14 protein-coding genes are annotated in these 21,019 nt (G+C 54.2%); 8 read left to right on the top strand and 6 right to left on the bottom strand.

Translation table 11 applies throughout. The features are described from left to right. Positions 1–49: 49 nt before the first annotated feature. Positions 50–1,030, bottom strand: a complete 981-nt coding sequence (locus DDQ68_RS04580; protein ID WP_109655249.1) for an ADP-ribosylglycohydrolase family protein — start codon at positions 1,028–1,030, stop codon at positions 50–52. A 364-nt stretch (positions 1,031–1,394) separates the two neighbouring features. Between DDQ68_RS04580 and DDQ68_RS04570 the strand changes: the two genes are divergently transcribed. Continuing rightward, positions 1,395–1,841, top strand: coding sequence for a hypothetical protein (locus tag DDQ68_RS04570; protein WP_162549838.1), 447 nt, complete (start codon positions 1,395–1,397; stop codon positions 1,839–1,841). A 134-nt stretch (positions 1,842–1,975) separates the two neighbouring features. Here DDQ68_RS04570 and DDQ68_RS04565 read toward each other — a convergent pair whose 3' ends face one another. Beyond that, positions 1,976–2,641, bottom strand: a complete 666-nt coding sequence (locus DDQ68_RS04565) for a hypothetical protein (protein ID WP_109655244.1) — start codon at positions 2,639–2,641, stop codon at positions 1,976–1,978. A 746-nt stretch (positions 2,642–3,387) separates the two neighbouring features. Here DDQ68_RS04565 and hsdR point away from each other — a divergent pair. The 3 genes from hsdR to DDQ68_RS04545 all read left to right on the top strand — a co-directional run bounded on the left by hsdR (position 3,388) and on the right by DDQ68_RS04545 (position 9,656). Then, positions 3,388–6,666: a type I restriction-modification system endonuclease gene (gene hsdR, locus DDQ68_RS04555; protein ID WP_162549837.1), complete on the top strand. Its 3,279-nt coding sequence runs from the start codon at positions 3,388–3,390 to the stop codon at positions 6,664–6,666. 76 nt (positions 6,667–6,742) lie between these two features. Next, positions 6,743–8,149, top strand: coding sequence for a class I SAM-dependent DNA methyltransferase (locus tag DDQ68_RS04550; RefSeq protein ID WP_109655238.1), 1,407 nt, complete (start codon positions 6,743–6,745; stop codon positions 8,147–8,149). After that, positions 8,139–9,656, top strand: a complete 1,518-nt coding sequence (locus tag DDQ68_RS04545) for a restriction endonuclease subunit S (RefSeq protein ID WP_109655236.1) — start codon at positions 8,139–8,141, stop codon at positions 9,654–9,656. The genes DDQ68_RS04550 and DDQ68_RS04545 overlap by 11 nt, the downstream gene beginning before the upstream one ends. Before the next feature lie 29 nt (positions 9,657–9,685). On the opposite strand, the gene DDQ68_RS04540 is transcribed toward DDQ68_RS04545, so the two are convergent. The 4 genes from DDQ68_RS04540 to DDQ68_RS22550 form a co-directional block, all read right to left on the bottom strand. Then, complete coding sequence (locus DDQ68_RS04540; RefSeq protein ID WP_211320228.1) at positions 9,686–10,429, bottom strand: NAD-dependent epimerase/dehydratase family protein; 744 nt, start codon at positions 10,427–10,429, stop codon at positions 9,686–9,688. A gap of 29 nt (positions 10,430–10,458) precedes the next feature. Further along, on the bottom strand, positions 10,459–11,598 hold the full coding sequence (locus DDQ68_RS04535; protein ID WP_245897293.1) for an NAD-dependent epimerase/dehydratase family protein: 1,140 nt from the start codon (positions 11,596–11,598) through the stop codon (positions 10,459–10,461). Between the two features lie 402 nt (positions 11,599–12,000). Further along, positions 12,001–12,798 (bottom strand): DNA/RNA non-specific endonuclease, encoded by a 798-nt coding sequence (locus DDQ68_RS04530; protein WP_245897291.1) that lies wholly within the window; start codon positions 12,796–12,798, stop codon positions 12,001–12,003. Between the two features lie 435 nt (positions 12,799–13,233). Further along, complete coding sequence (locus DDQ68_RS22550; protein ID WP_162549836.1) at positions 13,234–13,566, bottom strand: hypothetical protein; 333 nt, start codon at positions 13,564–13,566, stop codon at positions 13,234–13,236. 278 nt (positions 13,567–13,844) lie between these two features. Here DDQ68_RS22550 and DDQ68_RS04525 point away from each other — a divergent pair, with 278 nt between their 5' ends. The 4 genes from DDQ68_RS04525 to DDQ68_RS04510 all read left to right on the top strand — a co-directional run bounded on the left by DDQ68_RS04525 (position 13,845) and on the right by DDQ68_RS04510 (position 20,955). Continuing rightward, positions 13,845–14,150, top strand: a complete 306-nt coding sequence (locus DDQ68_RS04525; protein WP_109655230.1) for a hypothetical protein — start codon at positions 13,845–13,847, stop codon at positions 14,148–14,150. 597 nt (positions 14,151–14,747) lie between these two features. Further along, positions 14,748–16,373: an SNIPE associated domain-containing protein gene (locus tag DDQ68_RS04520; RefSeq protein WP_211320227.1), complete on the top strand. Its 1,626-nt coding sequence runs from the start codon at positions 14,748–14,750 to the stop codon at positions 16,371–16,373. 43 nt (positions 16,374–16,416) lie between these two features. Next, entirely contained in the window at positions 16,417–17,448 is a 1,032-nt protein-coding gene (locus DDQ68_RS04515) for a hypothetical protein (protein WP_109655227.1), read from the top strand. Between the two features lie 63 nt (positions 17,449–17,511). Next, entirely contained in the window at positions 17,512–20,955 is a 3,444-nt protein-coding gene (locus DDQ68_RS04510; protein ID WP_109655225.1) for a sacsin N-terminal ATP-binding-like domain-containing protein, read from the top strand. Positions 20,956–21,019: the final 64 nt, after the last annotated feature.

Here is a 21,019-nt window from a genome sequence, read left to right as displayed (position 1 = left end):
CATAAAATTCTTTTTTGTAAACAAGGAGTGGGGATTTAGATACTGACAGTTAACAACCCGATTCACTTACAATTATTGCCACGCGCCTAGCCAGTTCTTCGATTTCTTTTCGCCTAGCCAATACCGCCAGCCACTCTGCGGGTATTCCATTCTCTTGTGGGGCGGCTAACACTGCCAAGGGTCCCACAACTGCAGCGGTGGTGTCCGTGTCACTGCCCAAATTGACCGCAGCCAAGGTGGTGGACCGAAAGCCATGGTAGTTGACTAAGAGCCAAATAGCCGCTTCGAGCGTATGGATTACGTAGCCTGTGGATTGAATTTCATATTCTGCCAGCAGATTGAGCCCGCCGCTCAAAACTCGGGTGAAGTGGGTCAACTCCGGGGCAAGGTCGGGGTTCAGTGAAGCCGGGATAGTAGCGCAAATGTGAGCATAGGCATCCTGCTTTTCCATCCCCTGTAGCAGGGCATCCCCCAACGCCAAGTAGATGTAACATGCTAGCGTGGACCGGGGGTGGCGATGCGTCAAACTGCATACTTGATGCACAAGATTCTGCCGTTCGCAAGCATCTCCCTGCTGGAACAACGAGTGGAACAACAAAGGCATAATGCGCATCAATGCCCCGTTGCCACATTGGTGCTCACCTGTGCCACCCGCCAGTTCTGGGGCACAACCGGCATGCATCCGCTCAATGCTGGCACGGGTTGCAATGCCGACGTCAAATACCCAACCATCTGCCGTCCAATACCCTTCGTGGAGCCAGCGTATAAATCGCGTAGCCAAATCGTCCAAGTCGATGCGGTCGACTCCGCTCTGCACCATGGTTTCAGCGAGACAGAAACTCATCGAGGTATCGTCGGAAAAATGACCAGCCGGTACTTCTGCGTAGGTGCCGTTGCCGCGCATGCCCGTGACCGGGTCGGCTTGGCGTACGCTACGGGGCGCAAATTCGACGGGAACGCCCAGCGCATCGGCGGTGGCAATGGCAAGGAAAACCTGCTTAATCGTTTCGCCGACTCGCTTCTCCGTCATATAGTGCTGTTCGCGCTTAACAGGAGCCCGTGTAGCTCCCTAATCACTAGCAAAATTACGAAAAAGGAGGCATTCAACCGCTAGGAAGCGAGCCTTATACGATATATAGTATAAATAACATTAAGTACATGCAAGACACGGTCAGGCACTACGTTGGGGTGGAAAATGGGGAGGAATACGTGACGCGTAAGCAAATATCTGCCAGATACAATATGCCGCTGAGTTGCTTGCAACGCCGACTGCACAAAGCGGGTCTGCGCAAAGTCGTGGAAGGCACCCGGTTCTATTTCTTGCTAAAGGACGTGGACAAATTATTGAACAAAAAAACTAGGCATATATGAGTGACTTATACCCATCGGCATCTTTGAAAAACTTCCAAAATCTGATTTCTTATGACGACTACGAAGTCTCTCCCACTGATGAGGAGATACAAGCGTTCCTACTGAATGAAAACCCACCTGCAGACGGGTTTACTCCAGATGCGTTTTTTTACGGCATCGAGGACATTTTTGGCAAGCTTCCCCTCGACGAGCCTTTTGGCTACGAACAACACGGCGCTAAGCTTTCCCTTATTTTCAGTGGGGTACCCTCGTTCCCGTTTCTTCTTTCCATCTTCTCCATGGTGCAGTCCAAACTGATGGCTTTATGGCTGGAAGGCATCAATGAAGTGACGTTCAACGCCGGAAAGGACGACGAGGTAGTGCATCAAAACGTGACGTCCATTTTGCAGCCAAACCAGTCCAGCATCCCGCTCATTCTGCTGGAAGTGCAGACATACCACCTGAACAAGTCTCGTAGCGCGGAAGGGTAGGAGGTAAGGTTTTAAACCATGGCACTCCTATAGCAGATACTGCAAAAAGGAACCCTGTGGCGCTCCCACTGTCCTAGTACCATAAACAGGCGGTGAAAAGATTCTACTAGTTTATGTATCGATAGGGAAAAGACCTACGATAGGGTTTCTTTTGGTTGTTCTGCCACGTACGATGCGACATTGTCTTTCACCTTTTGTATCAACGCTGCTACCAACTCTACCTGTTCTGCTTCGGTAATGCTATTAGGCAGATTTACAACAGTGTTAGCTTTGATAAAATCAGATGAGAGCACTATAAATTCTGGAAATGCCTTGTTAAGCATTTCCTTGCAAATCTTTAAGCAGTCACTGATGAGGAGGTAGTCTGGCAACCTTGCAGGCACATACAAGCTTGATAAGTATCCCCCTCTGTATGCATTCTTGTAACCCTGACTTTGTATTCTGGCATTGTGTGCCAATATATTGCGCATAGGTACAAGCCCTGTGAACTTGCGCACTTCCTTAATTACTGGCTTGGTGACTCGTTTTAGCTTTTGAAAGCGCGCCGTTTCGATTCCATCCTTAATCAATTCACCAATTTGGCGGTCCCATTCCTCAATGAAAGAAACAACTCGGATGACCACGTACATCAGCGCTCCTTGCGATAGCGTTTCATCCGGTTCAAGAGCCCTATCACCTTTGAATATGCCGCGTTTCTGGGCTGCCAATTTGGCTGATTGTACATAGTGTTCAACCTCATTAGCTATTGCGTTGATTAGAAATACGACGTCTTCAACTTTCTCCTTTTCATCTTGAGTCATCGGTAGAGTTGCACAGGTGCATTTGGTGAGAAAAGCCCGAAGCTAGTTATTCCATCCACTATTATGTGCTTTGCCTCATAACTAACTATACATTAGCGTGGCACTCTCGAACCTCTTTCCGATAGCGCTGTAAACGTGTTCTTGCTTTACCCAAGTCATATAGCTGCTGTGTTGATGGAAGAATGGTTAGAAGAATAGGGCAGTCGATTTTAGGGTCTAATGGATGCGAGGTTTCGTATTAGCAGCCGTCTGAGTTGGATAACTGAGTAATAGCAGCGCTTGTCGTCCTTCCAAAGGTTAAAACTTCGATATCCATCCCTTTTCTCAATGGAAAGGATTTGCTTGAACCCTTTACCTCTGCCTTGCGAGTTGGTATGGGGAAGCCGCCAGAGCTTGTTGCGCTCGCATACAATGTATTCGTCCCACCCCCGTATCAGCCACTTAATCTGGTGAGCTTCGGGGGGTGCCACCTTCGGCACCGGCAGTCGATTGGTGCGGTGCCATGCCCCGTTCAGGAAAACCAAAAAATGCTTGGGCATGCCGGAGAGTACGTTTTGGAACGGTTAGAAAAAGAAAGAAAAGAGTAGGGGACAAAAAGAACGTATAAAAGTGGCTGGATTGTATGGAATCGACCATTTAAAAGCGCTCCGGCAAAATGGGACGGAATTGCCGATGAGAAGGCGTTTGAAACGATTCCCACTTGCCATACCTTGGGTGCTGATTTCCATCCGCCACTCCTTTATTCTGTGTCCAATTCTACCACCAGTAATTTCGACTTCTTACGCGACGACTTCCCGACGCTTTACTCGCTCGGCACGGAGGCGGAGTTTCAGCTACATCACGATGCCGTTGCCGCGTTGTTTAAGCTGCGGCTTTTCGGGGAAAAATTGGTAGACCGCCTTTTTGCGGAGCACCAATTGCCCCCGCTGGTGGAGAACACCCAACATCGGCGGCTGGAAGAACTCAAGCGACAGGGGCTGCTGCCCCGGCAGGTGGAAGACATTCTACAGCTCTTCAAGCGCAAGGGTAACGTCGCCGCGCACCAGAACGTGGGCAGCTTCGCCGATGCGACCATCCTGCTGGAATCCGCCTATCATTTGGGCAAATGGGTGGCGGATGCGTACAGCGCAATGGGCGCGGCAAATCCTCCCCCGTTTCTTTTACCCGAACCGCGCAACACGGCGCAAGAACTGGCGCAGCTCGAAGCCGAGAAGCAGACGTTGCAAGCTCGGGTGGTAGAACTGGAAGCCAGCCTGACGGCTCGTCCCGAATTGACGGCTCCAGCACGGCTTCAACTTCAAGAGAAAGCGCAAAAGGCAGCCGACAACATCCACCTTAGCGAAGCCGAGACTCGTGCCATCATCGACGAGCAATTGCGTGCGGCGGGTTGGGAAGCCGATACGCAAGTCCTGTGCTATGGGAAAGGAACTCGCCCGCAGAAAGGACGAAACCTAGCCATTGCCGAATGGAGCACGGAGTGGAACGGAGAAAAGGGTAGGGCTGATTACGCCCTGTTTGCAGGCATGACGCTCGTGGGCATGGTGGAAGCCAAGCGTATCAATAAGGACGTATCGGGGGCACTGGTTCAGTCCAAACGTTATTCCAAAGGATTCAAGCCGACTGTTGGTGTGGAACTGCTAAACGGGGCTCCTTGGGGCGACTATCAAGCACCCTTCCTATTCTCAGCAAATGGCAGGCAACTTCATTATCAACTGCCGGAAAAGTCGGGCATCTGGTTCCTCGATGGGCGCAACCCTATTAACCATCCGCGCCCGCTGCACAAATGGTATACCCCCGAGGGGCTGCTGGCATTACATGCACAAGATGTTGCCGCCGCCGAAGCCAAGCTCCTCGCTGACCCATTCGACTACCTGCGCGACCCTCATGGGCTTGGCTTGCGCAGCTACCAAATCGAGGCGATTGAACAGGTAGAGGCAACCTTAGCGCAGCACACCCCGGAGCGCCGGGCGCTGCTAGCAATGGCGACAGGCACAGGCAAAACCCGCACCATGCTGGGACTGATTTACCGCCTCATCAAAAGTGACCGGTTTCGGCGCATCCTGTTCTTGGTGGACCGCAACGTATTGGGCACCCAAGCCACCGACGCGTTTAACGACGTGTACGTGGAGGGCTTTCAAGCGCTGAAGGACATATATGACCTTAAAGGACTGGAAGAGAAGCTGCCGGAGAAGGATACGCGCCTACACGTTGCTACGGTGCAGTCGTTGGTGAAGCGTCTGTACTACTCTGCAGAGGGCGTAACGCCACTACCGGTTGACACCTACGATTGCATTATCGTGGACGAGGCACACCGGGGCTACACGCTCGACAAGAGCATGAGCGACGAGCAGGTGGATTTCAAGGACCAGCTCGATTACCTAAGTAAGTACCGCGCCGTGTTGGACTACTTCGACGCCGCCCGTATTGGGCTGACGGCAACGCCCGCGCTGCATACGGTGGAAATCTTCGGATTACCGGTCTTCCGGTACACTTACCGGCAAGCGGTTATTGACGGGTACCTCATTGACCATGAGCCGCCCATTTTGCTGCGCACGGCACTCAACCAGCATGGGATTGTGTGGGAGGCAGGTAGTACCCCTCAAGTGTACAACCCTGCTACTCAGAGCATCGAAGACCTCGATACGCTGGCGGACGAGTTGCGCATTGAAATAGACGGCTTCAACCAGCAGGTGCTGACCGAGCCGTTCAACCGCACGATTGCGGGGGAGCTAATCAACTACCTCGACCCAGCAGGTCCGCAGAAAACGCTGATTTTCGCCGCCAACGACGAACACGCCGATTTGTTGGTGCTCAAGCTCACAGAGGCATACGAGCAGGCGGGCATTTTGGTAGACGACGATGCCATCGTTAAAATCACAGCGAAAGCCGACAAGCCGCAGCAGCTCGTGAAGAAGTTTAAAAATGAGCAGTACCCCAGCATTGTCGTGACTGTGGACTTGCTGACCACGGGTGTTGACATTCCCTCCATCTGTAATTTGGTGTTCATGCGCCGGGTGAAATCCCGCATTCTTTACGAGCAAATGCTCGGGCGGGCAACGCGCCGAGACGACGACAATGGGAAGTCAGTATTCCGCATCTTTGATGCCGTGCGGCTGTATGAGGCGCTGGAAAAAGTGACGACCATGAAACCCGTGGTGGCGAATCCGGGGCAGTCGGTCGCCGATTTGTTGGCGGAACTGCCAAATATCCATTCCGAAGCTGCACTTCAAGAGCAGGTAGAACAAATCGTGGCGATGTTGCACCGCAAGCGCAACAAGCTATCGAACGCGCAAGCCGAGAACGTATATACCAGCACGAGTGGCAGGACACTGACCGACTTCTTGGCACAAGTGCGCACGTTGCCGCCCGCCGAAGCCGGGGCGCTGCTGAGCCAGCATCAAGCCGCCTTAATTGATGCATCAGCGGTTCAGTCTCGGAAAACCCGGATATTGGTCAGCACCCAAGAAGACGTTGCCCTAAACCATGAGCGCGGGTACGGGGGCATTGCCCAACGTCCCGAGGACTACCTCCACGATTTCGAGGAGTTTGTCAAAACGAATCAGAACTCGATTGAGGCATTAAAAATTATCTGCACCGAGCCGCAGAACATCACCCGCGCTATGTTGAGGGAGGTAAAGCAGGCGCTGGACGCCGAAGGTTTCAACGCCGTGCAACTGAATACGGCGTGGCGGGAGGTAAAAAAGCAGGAGCTCGGGGCGGATATCATTGCCTACGTGCGCACCATGTCGCTAGGTACCGCCGCTCGCCCGTTGACGGAGCGTGTGAAGGATGCTATCGACCACGTTCGGTTCCTGCGTAACTGGAACGTACACCAGTTAAAATTCTTGGACCGGGTGCAAAAGCAGTTGCTACGCGAAACCATCCTTACCCGCACGGACCTCGACCAAGAGCCCTTCCGCTCCGGGGGTGGCTTCACTCAGTATAACAAGCTGATGGGTGGAAACTTGGATGATTTGCTGCATACCATCCAAGAAAAACTGTATCCGTCCATGACGGCGGCGTAAGTATCTTTCGTTCTTTTCTCCATGGAACTTCCTTGTATTCTGCCCTTGAATAGCTCGGATACTCCTTTCTTCCTGTATGAATAACCAAGAAATTGTTGCCAAGCTGTGGGGCTTGTGTAACGTGCTACGCGACGACGGCATCACCTACCATCAGTACTTATCGGAGTTGACCTACCTACTCTTTCTGAAGATGATGAAGGAGACGGGGCAAGAAGAGCGGCTTCCCGAGGGTAACCGCTGGGACGACTTGACCAGCAAACAGGGCTTGGAGTTGAAGACCTTCTACCGTCAGCTCTTACTAGACCTCGGCACCAAGGGCACGGGCAGCGTGGCTCAGATATACGGCAATGCGCAGACCCACATTGACGAGCCCATGAACCTGCGCAAAATCATCGTCAATATCGACGCGCTGGACTGGTACTCAGCGCGGCACGAAGGGCTAGGCAACCTCTACGAAGGCTTGTTGGAGAAGAATGCCTCCGAGGTGAAGTCAGGTGCGGGGCAGTACTTCACGCCGCGTCCGCTGATTGATGCCATGGTGGAACTGATGGACCCAAAGCCGGGCGAGCGCTGCAACGACCCCGCCTGTGGCACATTCGGGTTCATGATTGCCGCCGATGCGCACGTGAAAGCGAGAACCGACGACTATTTCGACCTTTCGGAGAATGAAGCTAATTTCCAGCGGACGCAGGCATTTACCGGCTGCGAGCTAGTCGCCGACACCCACCGCTTGGCACTGATGAACGCCTTGCTGCACGGCATTTCGGGCAACATCGTATTGGGCGACACACTGAGCCAACAAGGTGAAAAGCTCAAGGGATACGATGTGGTGCTTGCCAACCCGCCGTTCGGTACGAAGAAGGGCGGCGAGCGTCCAAGCCGTTCGGACTTCACCTTCCCTACCGGCAACAAGCAGCTAAACTTTTTGCAACATATCTACCGCTCGTTGGTGCCGGGTGGACGGGCAGCAGTGGTACTCCCCGACAACGTGCTGTTCCAAGACGGCGATGGTCAGAAGGTGCGGGCGGACTTAATGAACAAGTGCAATCTGCACACCATTCTGCGCTTGCCTACGGGTATTTTCTATGCTGCCGGGGTAAAAACCAACGTTCTGTTCTTCCAGCGGGGCACCACGGATAAGGGAAATACCAAGAAGGTGTGGTACTATGACCTGCGCACCAACATGGAGAATTTCGGGAAGCGGACGCCCTTCACCCGCACCCATTTCGACGGGTTTGTGGAAGCGTACCGTGCCGATGAACGCGCCGCCCACGCAGATGAGCGGTGGGCGAGTTTTACTCGGCAAGAAATTGAGCAACGTAGCGATTCGCTGGACTTAGGGCTTATTGCCGATTCTAGCCTCGCCGGTACCGCCGACCTCCCCGACCCAAAAGAGCTGGCTACGGCGGCTATTGATGAGTTGGAAGTGGTAGTTGATGAATTGAAGGAACTATTACGCCTACTCGAAATCAATGAAAAGTAACTTACCTATAGGTTGGTCGGTTGTCAAAATAGGCGACATCCTGAGTCTTAGTGGTGGCGGTACTCCTTCCAAACATGTTACTAAATATTGGAACGGAAATATATTTTGGGCTTCTGTTAAGGATGTCAAGGGTAAATATCTTACCCAAACCCAAGACACAATTACGGAGGAAGGACTAAAAGCTAGCGCTACTCAACTCGCAGAGCCGGGTAGTGTTCTCATGGTAACTCGAATGGCTCCAGGTAGACCTATCATAACAAAGGTCAAGACGGCTATAAATCAAGACCTAAAAATTGTTCGCCCTAAACTACCGCTTTCACCATTATTCATCTATTACGCTTTCCTTAATTATGAACGAAAGTTCTTAGAAATAGCCAGTGGTACAACAGTACAAGGGATAAGGGTTCAGGATATTTATGAACTTGAAATTCCTTTCCCTCCACTTGCCGAGCAAGAGCGCATCGTAGCCCAGCTCGAAGCCACCATGCAGAAGCTTGAAGCCAGCCAAGAACGGCTAGAAAAGCTGCCGAAGCTGCTGAAGAAGTTTCGGCAAGCGGTGCTAGTGGCAGCAGTGTCGGGGAAGCTGACTGAAGCGTGGCGGGCTGAGCAACCGCAGGGTGAGACGGCGGTGGAACTTCTGAACCGCATCAGGTTAGAACGTCATGTTCTCCAGCAAGGTAAGGGGCTCGGAAAGTCGAATGGAAACCAACTCGCACTAAGTGAAATTTTGCAATTTGATTCTGAATCTGCAGAAGTTATAGATACCCATGAGTTACCTGAATTACCAGAAGGCTGGATTTATGATTCTGTCGGTAATTCTATTAAAATCATAGACTACCGAGGACGGACGCCGCCTTTTAGCGGCAATGACCAAGACATTCCTCATCTACGTTCGTCGAATGTTAAACGCGGGAAAATCATCTGGAATGACTTGGCTTATGTTACCGAAGAAGTGTATGCTGAGTTTATGACAAGAGGTATTCCCAAGGTAGGAGACGTTTTACTTACTTCCGAAGCCCCACTTGGCGAGGTAGCAATGGTCCCTGACCAAAAGTTTTCACTGGCTCAACGGATGATGGTTTTACGTCCCCTGCCGGGTCTAAATTCTGAGTTCATAAAAATCCAGTTTATGAGCGAAGTAGTACAGACTCGGTTACGAAATCGTGGTACTGGAACTATGGTCACTGGCATTGCGGCAAAGCATTTCAAGCCAATGGCTATTGCTATTCCACCTCAGGCTGAACAAGAGGAAATCGTTCGTCAAGTCAATCACTACTTTGATCTAGCAGACCAATTGGAAGTCCGGTTCGAGCAGGCAGCGGCGCTGGTAGAGCAGTTGCCGCAGGCGTTGCTAGCCAAGGCATTCAGCGGGCAGCTCGTTCCCCAGGACCCAAACGATGAGCCGGCTATCGACCTTTTAGAACGATTGCGCTCTGGTGGAGCCGCCCCCGCAAAAAGCAAGCGTGGGCGCAAAGCGCAGCCCGAGGCTACGCCCCTGTTTGAGTAAGGTCATTTGTCTTCTTCCGCTTGCCCGCCCTAGGCGATGTACACCAGGGTAGCCCGTGGTGTCCCTAACATCCCAACCTCTGCATGCCCCGCCCACTTATCCAGACCCGAGCCGATGTACTTCAAGGGCTTTTGCTCGAAATGCTGCCGCAGCCAGTAGGCGATGACCCCTTGGGACTCCATGCCGAACTGCCCACTGCCCGAGATGACCCCGAAACGGTTGATAACGTACCGCAGCCCTTTGTAAGCGGCGTACTCCTGTAGTAAAACCTCCCCGCAGTATTTTGTGGCGCCGTAGAAGGTTTTGCTCAGCATGACCGGAAATTCTTCCGAAATGCCGCGCGCTGATACCCCGGACAGCTTCTGCGTTTTCGCTAATACCAATCGACTGTCCCGCTCGGCATACGCCAAGGCGTTCAGCGATTCGCACGAGTAGATGCGGTTGGTAGAGAAATAAATAAGGCGGGCATGCTGTTGCGCCGCGTACTCGAATACGTTTACGCTGCCCATCAGATTGTTCTGGATGATGAGTTCCGCCGGGGAGGTGATTCCCCCGAGTACGGAAGCGTCCGACGCGCAATGAATGACCACGTCGACCGTCCCCGCTTGTTGCAGCTCGTGCATGTTCCGCACATCACCGTGCAAAAACTCAATGCCCCGTTTTAAGAGCGCGGATACGTTCTGCTCACTGCCCAACCGCTTTAGGTTGTCTAGCCCCACTAGCCGATAGTGGGGATAGCCATCATTCAGGTAGCAAAGTAGGTTGAACCCCACAAAGCCCGCACCCCCGGTTACTAAAATTCTCACTGGATGATGATATCAGCGGGTGATACTACCGCGCGCGCAACGGGGACGGGGTAGCAGGAGCTATAGATTTCGGAGAAGATGTCGTCCAACGACTTGGTAATACTCCAGTCCGGGTAGTGGCTGCTAATCTTGCGCAAGTCACTGTAGTAGCAGATATGGTCGCCAATCCGAGCTGACTCCACATAAGCGTAGTTCATGGGCAAACCGGACATGGCTTCGATGCGCTGGAAGGCTTCCAGAATTGAAATGGTGTTCTGCTTGCCCCCGCCGATGTTGTAAACTTCCCCATGGCGGGGGTTCTTGATGAACTCATAGCAAAAACGGGCGACGTCGTAGGAATGAATATTATCCCGCACCTGCTTCCCTTGATGTCCAAATACGGTATACTCCCGCTGCTCAAGATTGCACTTGATGAGGTAGCTTAAGTACCCGTGCAGCTCCACCCCGGCGTGATTCGGTCCGGTCAGGCAGCCCCCGCGCAGGCTGCAGGTCGGCATGCCGAAGTATTTGCCGTATTCCTGAACCATAATGTCTGCCGCCACCTTGGAGGCTCCAAACAGGGAGTGGACGCTCTGGTCGATGGGAAAGCCTTCCGCAACGCCGTGTGCAAATGCTTCATCCGCGAAGTCCCATCGGGTTGGCAATTCCGTCAACTTGATGGTATTGGGTCGGTCGCCATACACTTTGTTCGTTGACATGTGAACGAAGGGCACGCTGGTGCTAAACTGCCGCAGCCCTTCCAGCAGGTTGAGGGTGCCGACCGCGTTGATGTCGAAGTCCTCGAACACAATGCTTGCCGCCTTGTCGTGGCTAGGTTGCGCAGCCGTGTGCACAACCGCATCAGGACGGATGGCTTTTATCTTGTCCCGAATGCCCGTCCGGTCGCGGATGTCCACTTCATGATGCGTGAAGTGGGGCAGGGTCTTCTGCAAATGGTATTGCATCCACCGGGTATCGCCCGCCGCCCCGAAAAAGGCAGCCCGCATGTTATTATCAAGCCCATGTACCTCCCAGCCATGCTGGCTGAAGAAGGTGCAAACTTCTGAGCCAATCAAGCCCGAAGAGCCCGTTACTAAAATTCGCCGCATGAAAGATTTGGTACTACGGTCTTCGCTACAGGCTGCGCGTAAAGACATGTAGATGGTAGAATAGCTTCAAATAGGAGAACAAGGTATTGAACTTAGTATAGTGCAGCTATTCAAATCCTTTATGGAATGAGAAGGAGCTTACTTCACTGCTCAAATACTGGATTTAAGCCGGAAAATTGAAGCAATGTACCAGTTAATCTGTAATGCAACCAAAGCGCACCACCTCAAAAGGCGAGTACGGTATTTGCCTACCGCGCCTTAGTTACCCGTCCCGCTAACGGCAAGAACTTTTGCCAGCGGTACGGGCTCCTTCCCGCGCCGTTTTGGTTACTGCGTAGGACCCGAATCCACCCGAGCCTCAACAGCAGCTTGTACGCCGCTTGGTAACGCAGAGAGCAAATCCAAGCCGGTTGCCTGTTCAACTGCGTCGACGCTGGTGCGGTAGCCGCCCTAAACGCTGCTCAGGGCATTGTCATTGGGGGTGTTGATGGTGATGACGCGGGTACTGCTGGTGACCCGGCTCACGTCGTTGGAGCCCACGGGCAGTACAACGATGACTTTCCAGAGGCGATTCGGAACCGTGACCCGCCCATTGTCCAAGGTGGTCTGGTAACCGTTCGCTCCCGTTCCTCCCTTCCCGTAGCTGCCGCACACCACGTAAAGCTCGTTGCCGGCAGCCACCAGCGTACGGCAGTAGTCTTCGAGCTTCGCCCACGTCTGCTGATTGTTTTGCGGCGCTTGCGGGACCATGTTGGTCATCAGAAACGTCGCCGAGTTGTCCGCCACCGTGCTGGTCCGGTCCCCACTCGGGCAGTTGTGCCCCCGGTCAAAGCCCGAGCCGGAATAGCTGGAAGCGGTGACCCGGTACCATCCGGTGGGTAAGGTATTGTCTGCTCGAAAATCATCCTGCCGCGAAGCAGTGCCCAGCCATGCGCTGCTTAAGTGCCACGCCACCCAATTCGGAATGTCGCGGTCCCGGTGGTAGCTCAGCGTGTACTGCGGTTCCACCAGCAGGTAGTTGGTGGGTTGGCTTGCGTCGGCGACCGCGCCGCTGGGATTGCCCAGCGTGAGGTTGTCGTTGCGGGTAGCCAGGGAGTTCGACGGTCCGGTGCCGGGACTTACTGCTTCCCGGGCGCAAGCGCTCAGCGACAACCAACAAGCCAAGCCCGTTAATAACCGGCTGATAAAATCAAGAATTGCTGCATATCTCTTCATTTCTTTGAAATAGACTTTTGAAACGGTTAGCAAAGGCGGGGTTGTGCTTTACAGTAGCCTGCTTCCTGCGTCTTCATCGGCTTGACTGGCGCGGCGCCACTTATGTAAACCACCGGCACCGTAGCCTTGGCTTGGTGTAAATACACCTGTGCTGCCCTATTTATGGAATACCTAAGCAGGAAGCAAGTATTCCGCCTTACGGATTTAAAGCCTTGGATGCGGCAGCAGCTAAATAAATTTACGGGGCTGCTTGTACCAATTGGCTATGCCCAATGGAATGATGGTTTCGGCGGATGCCGTTCTTCGGATTAGCAGCAAGCATTATTGAGTCCCTGGCGATGCGTACAAAAAAACAGTGCCATGGCAATTATGCCATGGCACTGTTTAAGATAAATAGGCGAAAGTGATACGAATTACCCGTTCGTACACCAAGAATTATACAAGACGGGGGTGGGATTCTACGAAAAATCAATTGCAGCCCAAATTCACCACTTGTCCGGCGTACTCAATATGAGCAGCAATGGTAATACTGCCCCCGTCAGCCTTAGCCCTATATTTTAGATAGGTACCCTTTGGCACCATGACTTTTCTCGACTTACCTGCATCGACAGTTCCGCCGTTGTCAACTTGCATTTGTGGCTTAAAATCGTGTCCGTTATAACCGTACTGAATAGTCCGGGTGCATGGATTCACAATTTCAATTTGCACCATTTCATTCCCGCCCTTAAACACTGGAAAGGCACAAGCTGAAGCACTGATGCTGGCAACTGCCAACACAAGTAGCGAAAATCTCTTATCCATACAAATGTTTGGTTGTAAAAATTGAAGCCGCAATATACCCGAATCCAACAGTAATATGGCGGTGGTCCAAAGCAGGGTAAAAGGATGATTTAGTAAGGATGATAATTATTCAAAAATTTCTGTTTATCAGCACATTAAATTGAATAATGGTTATTCGCTAAATTGCTCATCACTTCGTTTTAGACGCCCGCCGCTTTGTCTACCTTCCCCGCTGCCCTGAGCGCATCGAGGCATCACCCGGACGTACCTTCGCGTCGCTTGTCTTTTTAACTATATATATGCTCAAACGCCTACTACTGCTCCTGCTAGCGGCAGCCACCAGTTCCTTCACGCCGCGCCCGTTGCCGCCCGCCACCATGGTTACGGTGCGGGTGGTGAACACCTGCTCAGAAACCGTTCTTTTTGGAACTGCGACGTCGGTTGGGGCGGCGACGACCCTGGTGAAAAGCATAGCGCCGGGTGAAACCGCCGAGCTTAGCCTGCAAAAAGGCTTATTGCTGAATGTACTACGCTTTGGCGACTCCGCTAAAAAATTGGGCAAAGTGGAAAAGCAAGGGCAGCTCTTTACCGCTCATTGTCCGTAAGTGCAACTAGACGGCAGGAATAGATTTCGACGGGGGCATCGGAAGGAATCCGTACCCTGCCATCCCCAGCGCCAAGCGGGGTAGCCCCCGTGGAGTCAGTCGACAGTAGTGGTGAATATTAGGGCTATTAACTTGCTGTTTTAAGCCAATTACCTGTCTGATGTACTTGTTATGGTGTTCGCCAGTTTGTCCTGTGGGACGCCCGTCAGTATTATTGGCTCGCCAATTTTAGACGAGAATGTCAACGGTCCTCGGATTTCATCCCTCCGATGCCGAAGCTGCGCCAGAAACCCGCTGTAGAAGGCACAGAAGGCGGGCACGGGCGGGGAGGGAAGCAAAAGGGCGCGCGGCTGCCGTAAAGTACAATTCGGTGGACCAAACTAATTCTTAACTTTTCAACCGCCCATAAAACGCCTATATTGGGAGCGAGAGCCTAGCAAATAAATCGTTGTCGGCTTCATTAGTACCTATAAGTCAAAAGATTATTGACAAACGCGCATGGTTGCAGTCCTACTTATTCTTCTCCTCGTCTTACTCGCCGTTTTAGTTACTCAGCACCGCAAAGCCACTAAAAAGGAAGCTGCGCTCGCCCAATCCTTGGCTACCGCTGAGGAGCAGCACCAAGCCGGGGCTGTCCGCGAGGTGCAATTGCGCGAGGAGCTAGCCCAGCTTAGTGCGTACCGCGTCATCCCGGACGCCAACCAGTACGCCCAGCAAATTCGAGCAACCGCCGACGTGGAAACCCAGGCGCAACTTGCCCGTGCCCAGCGGGAGGCGGACACGGTACGGACGGCTGCCGATACCGAGGCGCGAACCGTCCTGACCCGTGCCCACCAGGAGGCGGGGGAGCTACGGGCAACTGCCACTCAGGAATTGGCAAGTACCCGCGCCGAGGGCAAGCAAATGCAGGAGCAAGCGGGGATGAAAGCCCGCGTGCTTCAAACGCAAGCCGATAACCTGCTTCTCAACGCCAGCCGCGAAGCCGCCCGCATCGTGGCTACGGCAAACCAGCGCGCCGAGGAAATTGCGGGCGAAGCGCTGGCGGCTGCCCGCAACGCGACGGGGTTGGAAAAAATCATCCAAGCGCTCAAGAATACGGTAAATGGCTACGGCGACCAGTACCTGGTTCCCTCCTATACCCTGCTCGATGAGCTAGCTGCCGACTTTGGGCATACGGAGGCGGGGGAGGAGTTGAAAAAGGCGCGGGAACGCACCCGGCTCATGGTCCGCGCGCGCACCGCCGCCAAGTGCGGGTACGTAGAGGCGGTGCGCAGCACCAGTGCCGAGAACTTCGTCACCGATGCGTTCAACGGAAAGGTGGACACCATTCTGACCAGCGTCAAGCACGACAACGTCGGAACGCTCACCCAGCAAATCAAGGATGCCTACGCCTTGGTTAATAACCTGGGCAAGCCCTTTAAAGACGCCCACATTGCCCCGGAGTACCTCGCTGCTCGCTTGGAGGAGTTACGCTGGGCGACCGTGGCGCACGAGTTGAAGTTGCGCGAGCGCGAGGAGCAGCGGCAGATTCGGGAGCAGATTCGGGAGGAAGAAAAAGCCCGCCGCGAATTTGAGAAAGCCCAGCGCGATGCCGCGAAGCAGGAAGAGACCATTCAGAAAACAATTGACCGGGTGCAGCAACAAGCGGCGAAAGCCTCGGAAGCCCAGCGGGAAGCCTTTGAGGCGCAGTTGCGGGAGTTGGAAGGCAAGTTGCGCGCTGCCCAGGAGAAGAACCAACGGGCGCTGTCGATGGCGCAGCAAACCAAGTCGGGGCACGTCTACGTCATCTCCAATATCGGGTCGTTTGGCGAACACGTCTACAAGATTGGGATGACGCGCCGGCTCGAACCCCTCGACCGGGTGCGGGAGCTGGGCGATGCGTCGGTGCCGTTCGCATTCGACGTCCACGCGCTGCTCTTCAGCGACGATGCCCCCGCGCTGGAGCGTGACCTGCACCGGCACTTCTTGCGTTGCCAGCTCAACAAAGCCAACCCCCGCAAGGAGTTCTTCCGCGTGGACCTCGCCCAGATTCGCGCCGAGATTGAGCGGCTGGGCATTGCGACCCAGTGGACCCTGGCAGCCGAAGCCCGCGAATACCGCGAGAGCTTGGCGATTGAACAAGCCCTCGCCAACAATACGCTCGACCAGGCGGAGTGGGAAAAATTTCAGTTGGAAAATGCTCCTTCCGAAGCGGAAGTGGCAGCCGAAGAGCAGGAAGCTTAACCCTTACCGTTCGTTAACCCCCACTACCGCCCGTCCCGTACCCATGAGTTGGAAAGGAGCCGCCCGCTCGTTCGCCGCCACTGCCCGGCGCATCGAACGTGACCAGCAACGTCGTTCGCGCATCGCCGCGCAGCAATTCAAGCAATTGCAAAAGGAACAAGTAGTGACCAGTGCGGCACAGGCAGTGGCAACGTACAACGATTACCTTGCCGTTATCGGGTCGGTCCACCACGACTGTAGTCCCGAGCTAAACTGGGCAGCGGTGCAGCAGGAAAAAGCGCCGGGTGTGCCAACGCCCAGTGTTGAGCACGAGCGGAATGCCCAAGCCGCCTTGGCGGGCTACCAACCGGGCTTTTTGGATAGGCTTTTCAAGCGGGGTCCGAAGAAGCAGGAGCAGTTAGCGCAGGCGGTGGCGACCGCCCGCCAGTGCGACCAGCAGGTGACCCTGGAACAGCAGGCAAACCATACCCGCCAATACGCCGATTGGCAAGAGCGCCAGGAACTCGCCGCGCAGGTGCTAGCAAAAAATGCCGAGGTGTATTCCTCCGTGCTAGACGCCTTCGCACCCTTCGCGGGAATTGAGCACTTGGGATCTCACCTAGAGTTTACGTTCACGGCTGACCACGTAGAAGTAGATGTGCACGTGCGAACGGCGGAAGTCATCCCCGACTTCGTCGTCTCGCAGCTCGCCAGCGGTAAGCTCTCGCGCAAGAAATTGTCCCTGAGCAAATTCAATGAGTTGTACCAGGATTTAGTGTGCGGCGCGCTGCTCCGGGTTGCCCGTGAGGTATTTGCGCACCTGCCCGTCGCGCAGGTGGTCACCCACGCCCTCGTTGAGCAGCTTAATCCGGCTACGGGACAAATCGAACGCCATGTCATTGCCTCCGCCTCGATGCCCCGGGCGACGTTGGAAACACTGAATTTTACGGCACTCGACCCTTCCGACTCGATGCGCAACTTCACCCACACGATGAAGTTCACAAAAACGGGCGGCTTTCAGGCAGTAGAGCGGGTGGGATTGGCAGCCCCCGTGCCCAGTCCCCGGAGTAGAGGCTCGGCTGAGCCGCTACGTTGATTGGCACCCGACCGCCCAGTTTTAATCAGACAAATTCTCACCGTTTACTATATTTCTTTCTTTATGGCGGAGCTATCCGATTTTGAACAAAGCCAGCTCGACAACAACTATAAATTGTCGGCGGATAAGATTTTGCAGATTCTAGACCAAGTGCGTAACGACGGTGAATTGTCAAAGCGGCGGTGGGTGTGGGAGTTGTTGCAAAACGCTAAAGACCTCTCGCCGCAGCGCTGGGAAAGAGGCGTGTCCGTAGCGTTGGAATTGACGGACGAGGCGCTCACGTTCCGCCATAACGGAGACCCGTTCACGGCGAAGCAACTCACGAGCTTGGTGCAGCAGGTCAGCTCGAAGCCGCCCGGCAGCGAAGATGCCGATATCACGGGCAAGTTTGGCACGGGTTTCATTAGCACCCACTTACTCTCCGATGTGATTGTCGTCTCGGGCTACGTGGCGCGCGCAAACGGTGCGCACCGAGGGCTAGAAATGAAGCTTGACCGTTCTGGTAAAACGTCGGAGGCGCTGCAAGCCAGCATCAAGCAGGCATTAGAGAAATTGCCACAAGACGACCGCAACCCTGCTTTTCCGTGGCGGACCGACTACGAGGCTGCCCGGCGCGAAACTGACCTAGACACCGCATTTTGTTACCAACTCAATACCCCAGCCAACCGCGCGGCTGCCGTTGCCGGCTTGGACGACCTGATAAATGCTCTTCCCGCCACCCTGGTGAACCTACACGGCAAAATTAAGCAGGTGCGGGTGCGCCACGCCAATGGCAGTGAGGAAACGTACACCTGTAATAAAGTGGCTGCCTCAGACGCCGAGGGGACTGCGACGCCCGGCATCGTTCGCTACGGCGTGACGGTGCAGCATTCTCTCGACGCGAGCCATCCAAAGCACCATTGCTTTGTCGCATACGAGCAAACCGAGCCCGTGAGGCTGCGGCTGCTAGCGCCGGTGGACAACTTCACCGACCTGGTGCTCGCCCCCGACACCGATAGCGAACCACGCCTGTACCGCGACTTCCCGCTCATCGGCACCGAGCGGTTTTACTTGCCTTTTGTGCTGAATGGGCAAACCCTCTTTCCAACCGAGCGGCGCGACAGTGTTTTTCTGAATAATGCCGACCCCGCCGCCTCCGGCGATAAGCCTAGCCACAACCGTACCGTGCTGGAAGCCGGGCAGCGCGCCGCCTTAGTGCTAAGCCACTGGTTGCTGGAGCAGCCGACTACGCGAAACCGTTTCGTGCTGGCAAGAACTCACTTACCCGAACCTCGACACCTCGACGACCTCGCGTTGCGCAATTGGTACAAGCCCTTGCAGCGCAGTTACCGAGCGTTACTACTTGACATGCCGTTGGTCGAATCCGCCGCGGGTACCAGTGAGCCGTTGCGCACAGTGCGAGTGCCGCGTCACCGCTTGCCAACGGGTGGTACCCCCAAGGCTGCCGACCACCATGCTTTGTGGGAGCTAACGCACGACTACCTGGGCGCGGAACACGTGCCCACCAGCGACTTACAAGCTCGCTGGATTGAGGCACTGGGCGTGGAAGCCGAGATGGAAAGCTGGCAACTACCGCTGCTACTCGACGCCAGGCAACTGGTGGAACTGGTGGCAACGCACCCGCACCTCGACCAGTTGCCCTGTGGTACCGACACGGCAAGCCGGCTGGCATGGCTCAACCGCCTCTACGAGTTTCTGGCGCAGCAGCAACAGCTCGCGTTGCTCCATGACCACGCCGTGGTACCGAATCAAGAAAACGAACTGCGTAAACTTGGCGAATTATGGCTAGAGCGCGGCACCGACCCCATCGCGCCCCCGGTACTCAACGTGTTGGAGGAGCTTGGATTGCCTTGGCGTAATGAGTTGCTGCACCTGGGGGTGCGTTTACCCGACGACACCCACAAAAGCCGCGGGCTAAGCGATGCATCGGGCGCGATAAGTGACGCCCTGAAAGTTGGTGAACAAGTAGAAGGACTGGACGCTAGCTTTTTACGGCTGCCCGACGCCGTGGGCATCCTCGTAAGAATGCTGCAATTGACTTCGCCTAGTGCGCGCGACAACAACCTGCGCCGCCAGCTTTTTAGTTTTGCCAAGCAACTGCTGCATTTCGAGGAAGATTTATTGGAAGTGCCCTACTTGGCGACGTTGAGCTTTGAGCGCGCCAGCGAGTTGCTGGTGTTGCATTTAAACACTCAAATTACCCGTTGCGGTAACCTGGCGGAGCTTGCCACCCAGTTGGGCAACAGTGGTGCCGATTCCGAGACTGCGGCACTCGCTTGGTTGAATGGCTACCTGGGCTTTCTGGCGAAATCGTCCAAGATGGAGCCATTGCTGAAGATAGGTAGCATCGTACCCAATCGAAAAAAAGAATTACGTCCTTACGCCGAGCTGCACAACGCCGGGACGCCTGAGCTGCCACTAGACGACACGTTGCTGCGTATTCTGAAAGCATGCGATGAGAAGCAGGATTGGGAGCCTAAACTGCTGGCAAAAGGAGTGGACCTGACCCTGCTCAACTCCTACACTTTCGACCAGTTGGGCAATGACTTGGTGAGCTTTGCTAACAAGGTACTGTACGCCGACCACCAACACGAAAACAATCGTGCCGAGCTGCTGGACTTGCTGGGCTGGTGCCTCAACCCCCATAACGATGAGCTGGCGAAAAGGTACTTGACGCAGTTCCGCGCCCAAGCTGCCAGTACTTATTTCCGCCTGACGGTAGAGCGCAACGGCAAAAGTGAAGAAGTCCTTGAGTTGATGCGTCACGAAGGCAAACTGTCGGATTTAGCGGCTATCGCCAGGTCCGAAGTGGACTTAAAAAAGCTCCTTGAGTTAGTAAAATTGGCGCCATCGAACGACCTCCTTACCCAAGTGGTACGCAACGCCAAGCAGTTGCAGGATGACTACTCAAGCTTCCGGTTTCTACAGCGTATCGGTGCCCTCATGGAAAAGGCATTCGCTGCCGCGCTTACAAAAGAGAACATCACCGTGCGCATTGAGTCGGGGCAGGATAGCACTACGACCGTGGCACAGATTGATTACAAAGGCATTGGGTCGTACGATTTTGTTATTCACAATGCCGATCTCGTAAACTTCAAGGCGTTTTATTTGGAACTGAAATCGTACAGCACAAGCAATGCCCAACCTATTCGGCTAGCGCGTTCGCAGGCAAAGCGGGCAGCAGAAAACAAGGACCCGTTTGCACTCTGCGTCATCGGGCGCGACAAACCCGCCGAAGAAGTGGATGAAGAATATGTGCGGCAGAACCTGGTGTATGTCGTCGATATAAGTCAGCCCTTGCAGCCGGTATACGACGACATTGCCGCTGCCGAGAGGCTAGAAAAAACCCCGCAGGATAACGTGTGGCTCGACGTGTCAGCGCTGCACGAAAGCAAAGTGTTCATCACCCACAAATTTATCAGCACGCGCCAACAGACGTTCACTCAACTTATTGGTGCTATCAAGGCAGTATTTGAGCAGCCACCACACTGCCGTGCACAAGGGTAATGAATCCGATGCAAAACGTGAGTCCGTTACAACTTACTCGGCTTTGAATTTGTCTTGCTAATAA

It is taken from the genome of Hymenobacter nivis, from assembly GCF_003149515.1.
Classification (GTDB): domain Bacteria; phylum Bacteroidota; class Bacteroidia; order Cytophagales; family Hymenobacteraceae; genus Hymenobacter; species Hymenobacter nivis.
Note: the sequence above shows the minus strand (reverse complement) of the source record. Positions and strands in the feature narration are given on the sequence as shown.

What these genes read in the sequence shown, in the direction of transcription:
- DDQ68_RS04515 (WP_109655227.1), top strand. Translation starts at nt 16,417, where the DNA reads ATGAGTTGGAAAGGAGCCGCCCGCTCGTTCGCCGCCACTGCCCGGCGC.
- DDQ68_RS04550 (WP_109655238.1), top strand. Translation starts at nt 6,743, where the DNA reads ATGAATAACCAAGAAATTGTTGCCAAGCTGTGGGGCTTGTGTAACGTG.
- DDQ68_RS04580 (WP_109655249.1), bottom strand. Translation starts at nt 1,030, where the DNA reads ATGACGGAGAAGCGAGTCGGCGAAACGATTAAGCAGGTTTTCCTTGCC.
- DDQ68_RS04545 (WP_109655236.1), top strand. Translation starts at nt 8,139, where the DNA reads ATGAAAAGTAACTTACCTATAGGTTGGTCGGTTGTCAAAATAGGCGAC.
- DDQ68_RS04535 (WP_245897293.1), bottom strand. Translation starts at nt 11,598, where the DNA reads ATGTCTTTACGCGCAGCCTGTAGCGAAGACCGTAGTACCAAATCTTTC.
- DDQ68_RS04565 (WP_109655244.1), bottom strand. Translation starts at nt 2,641, where the DNA reads ATGACTCAAGATGAAAAGGAGAAAGTTGAAGACGTCGTATTTCTAATC.
- DDQ68_RS22550 (WP_162549836.1), bottom strand. Translation starts at nt 13,566, where the DNA reads ATGGATAAGAGATTTTCGCTACTTGTGTTGGCAGTTGCCAGCATCAGT.
- DDQ68_RS04525 (WP_109655230.1), top strand. Translation starts at nt 13,845, where the DNA reads ATGCTCAAACGCCTACTACTGCTCCTGCTAGCGGCAGCCACCAGTTCC.
- DDQ68_RS04510 (WP_109655225.1), top strand. Translation starts at nt 17,512, where the DNA reads ATGGCGGAGCTATCCGATTTTGAACAAAGCCAGCTCGACAACAACTAT.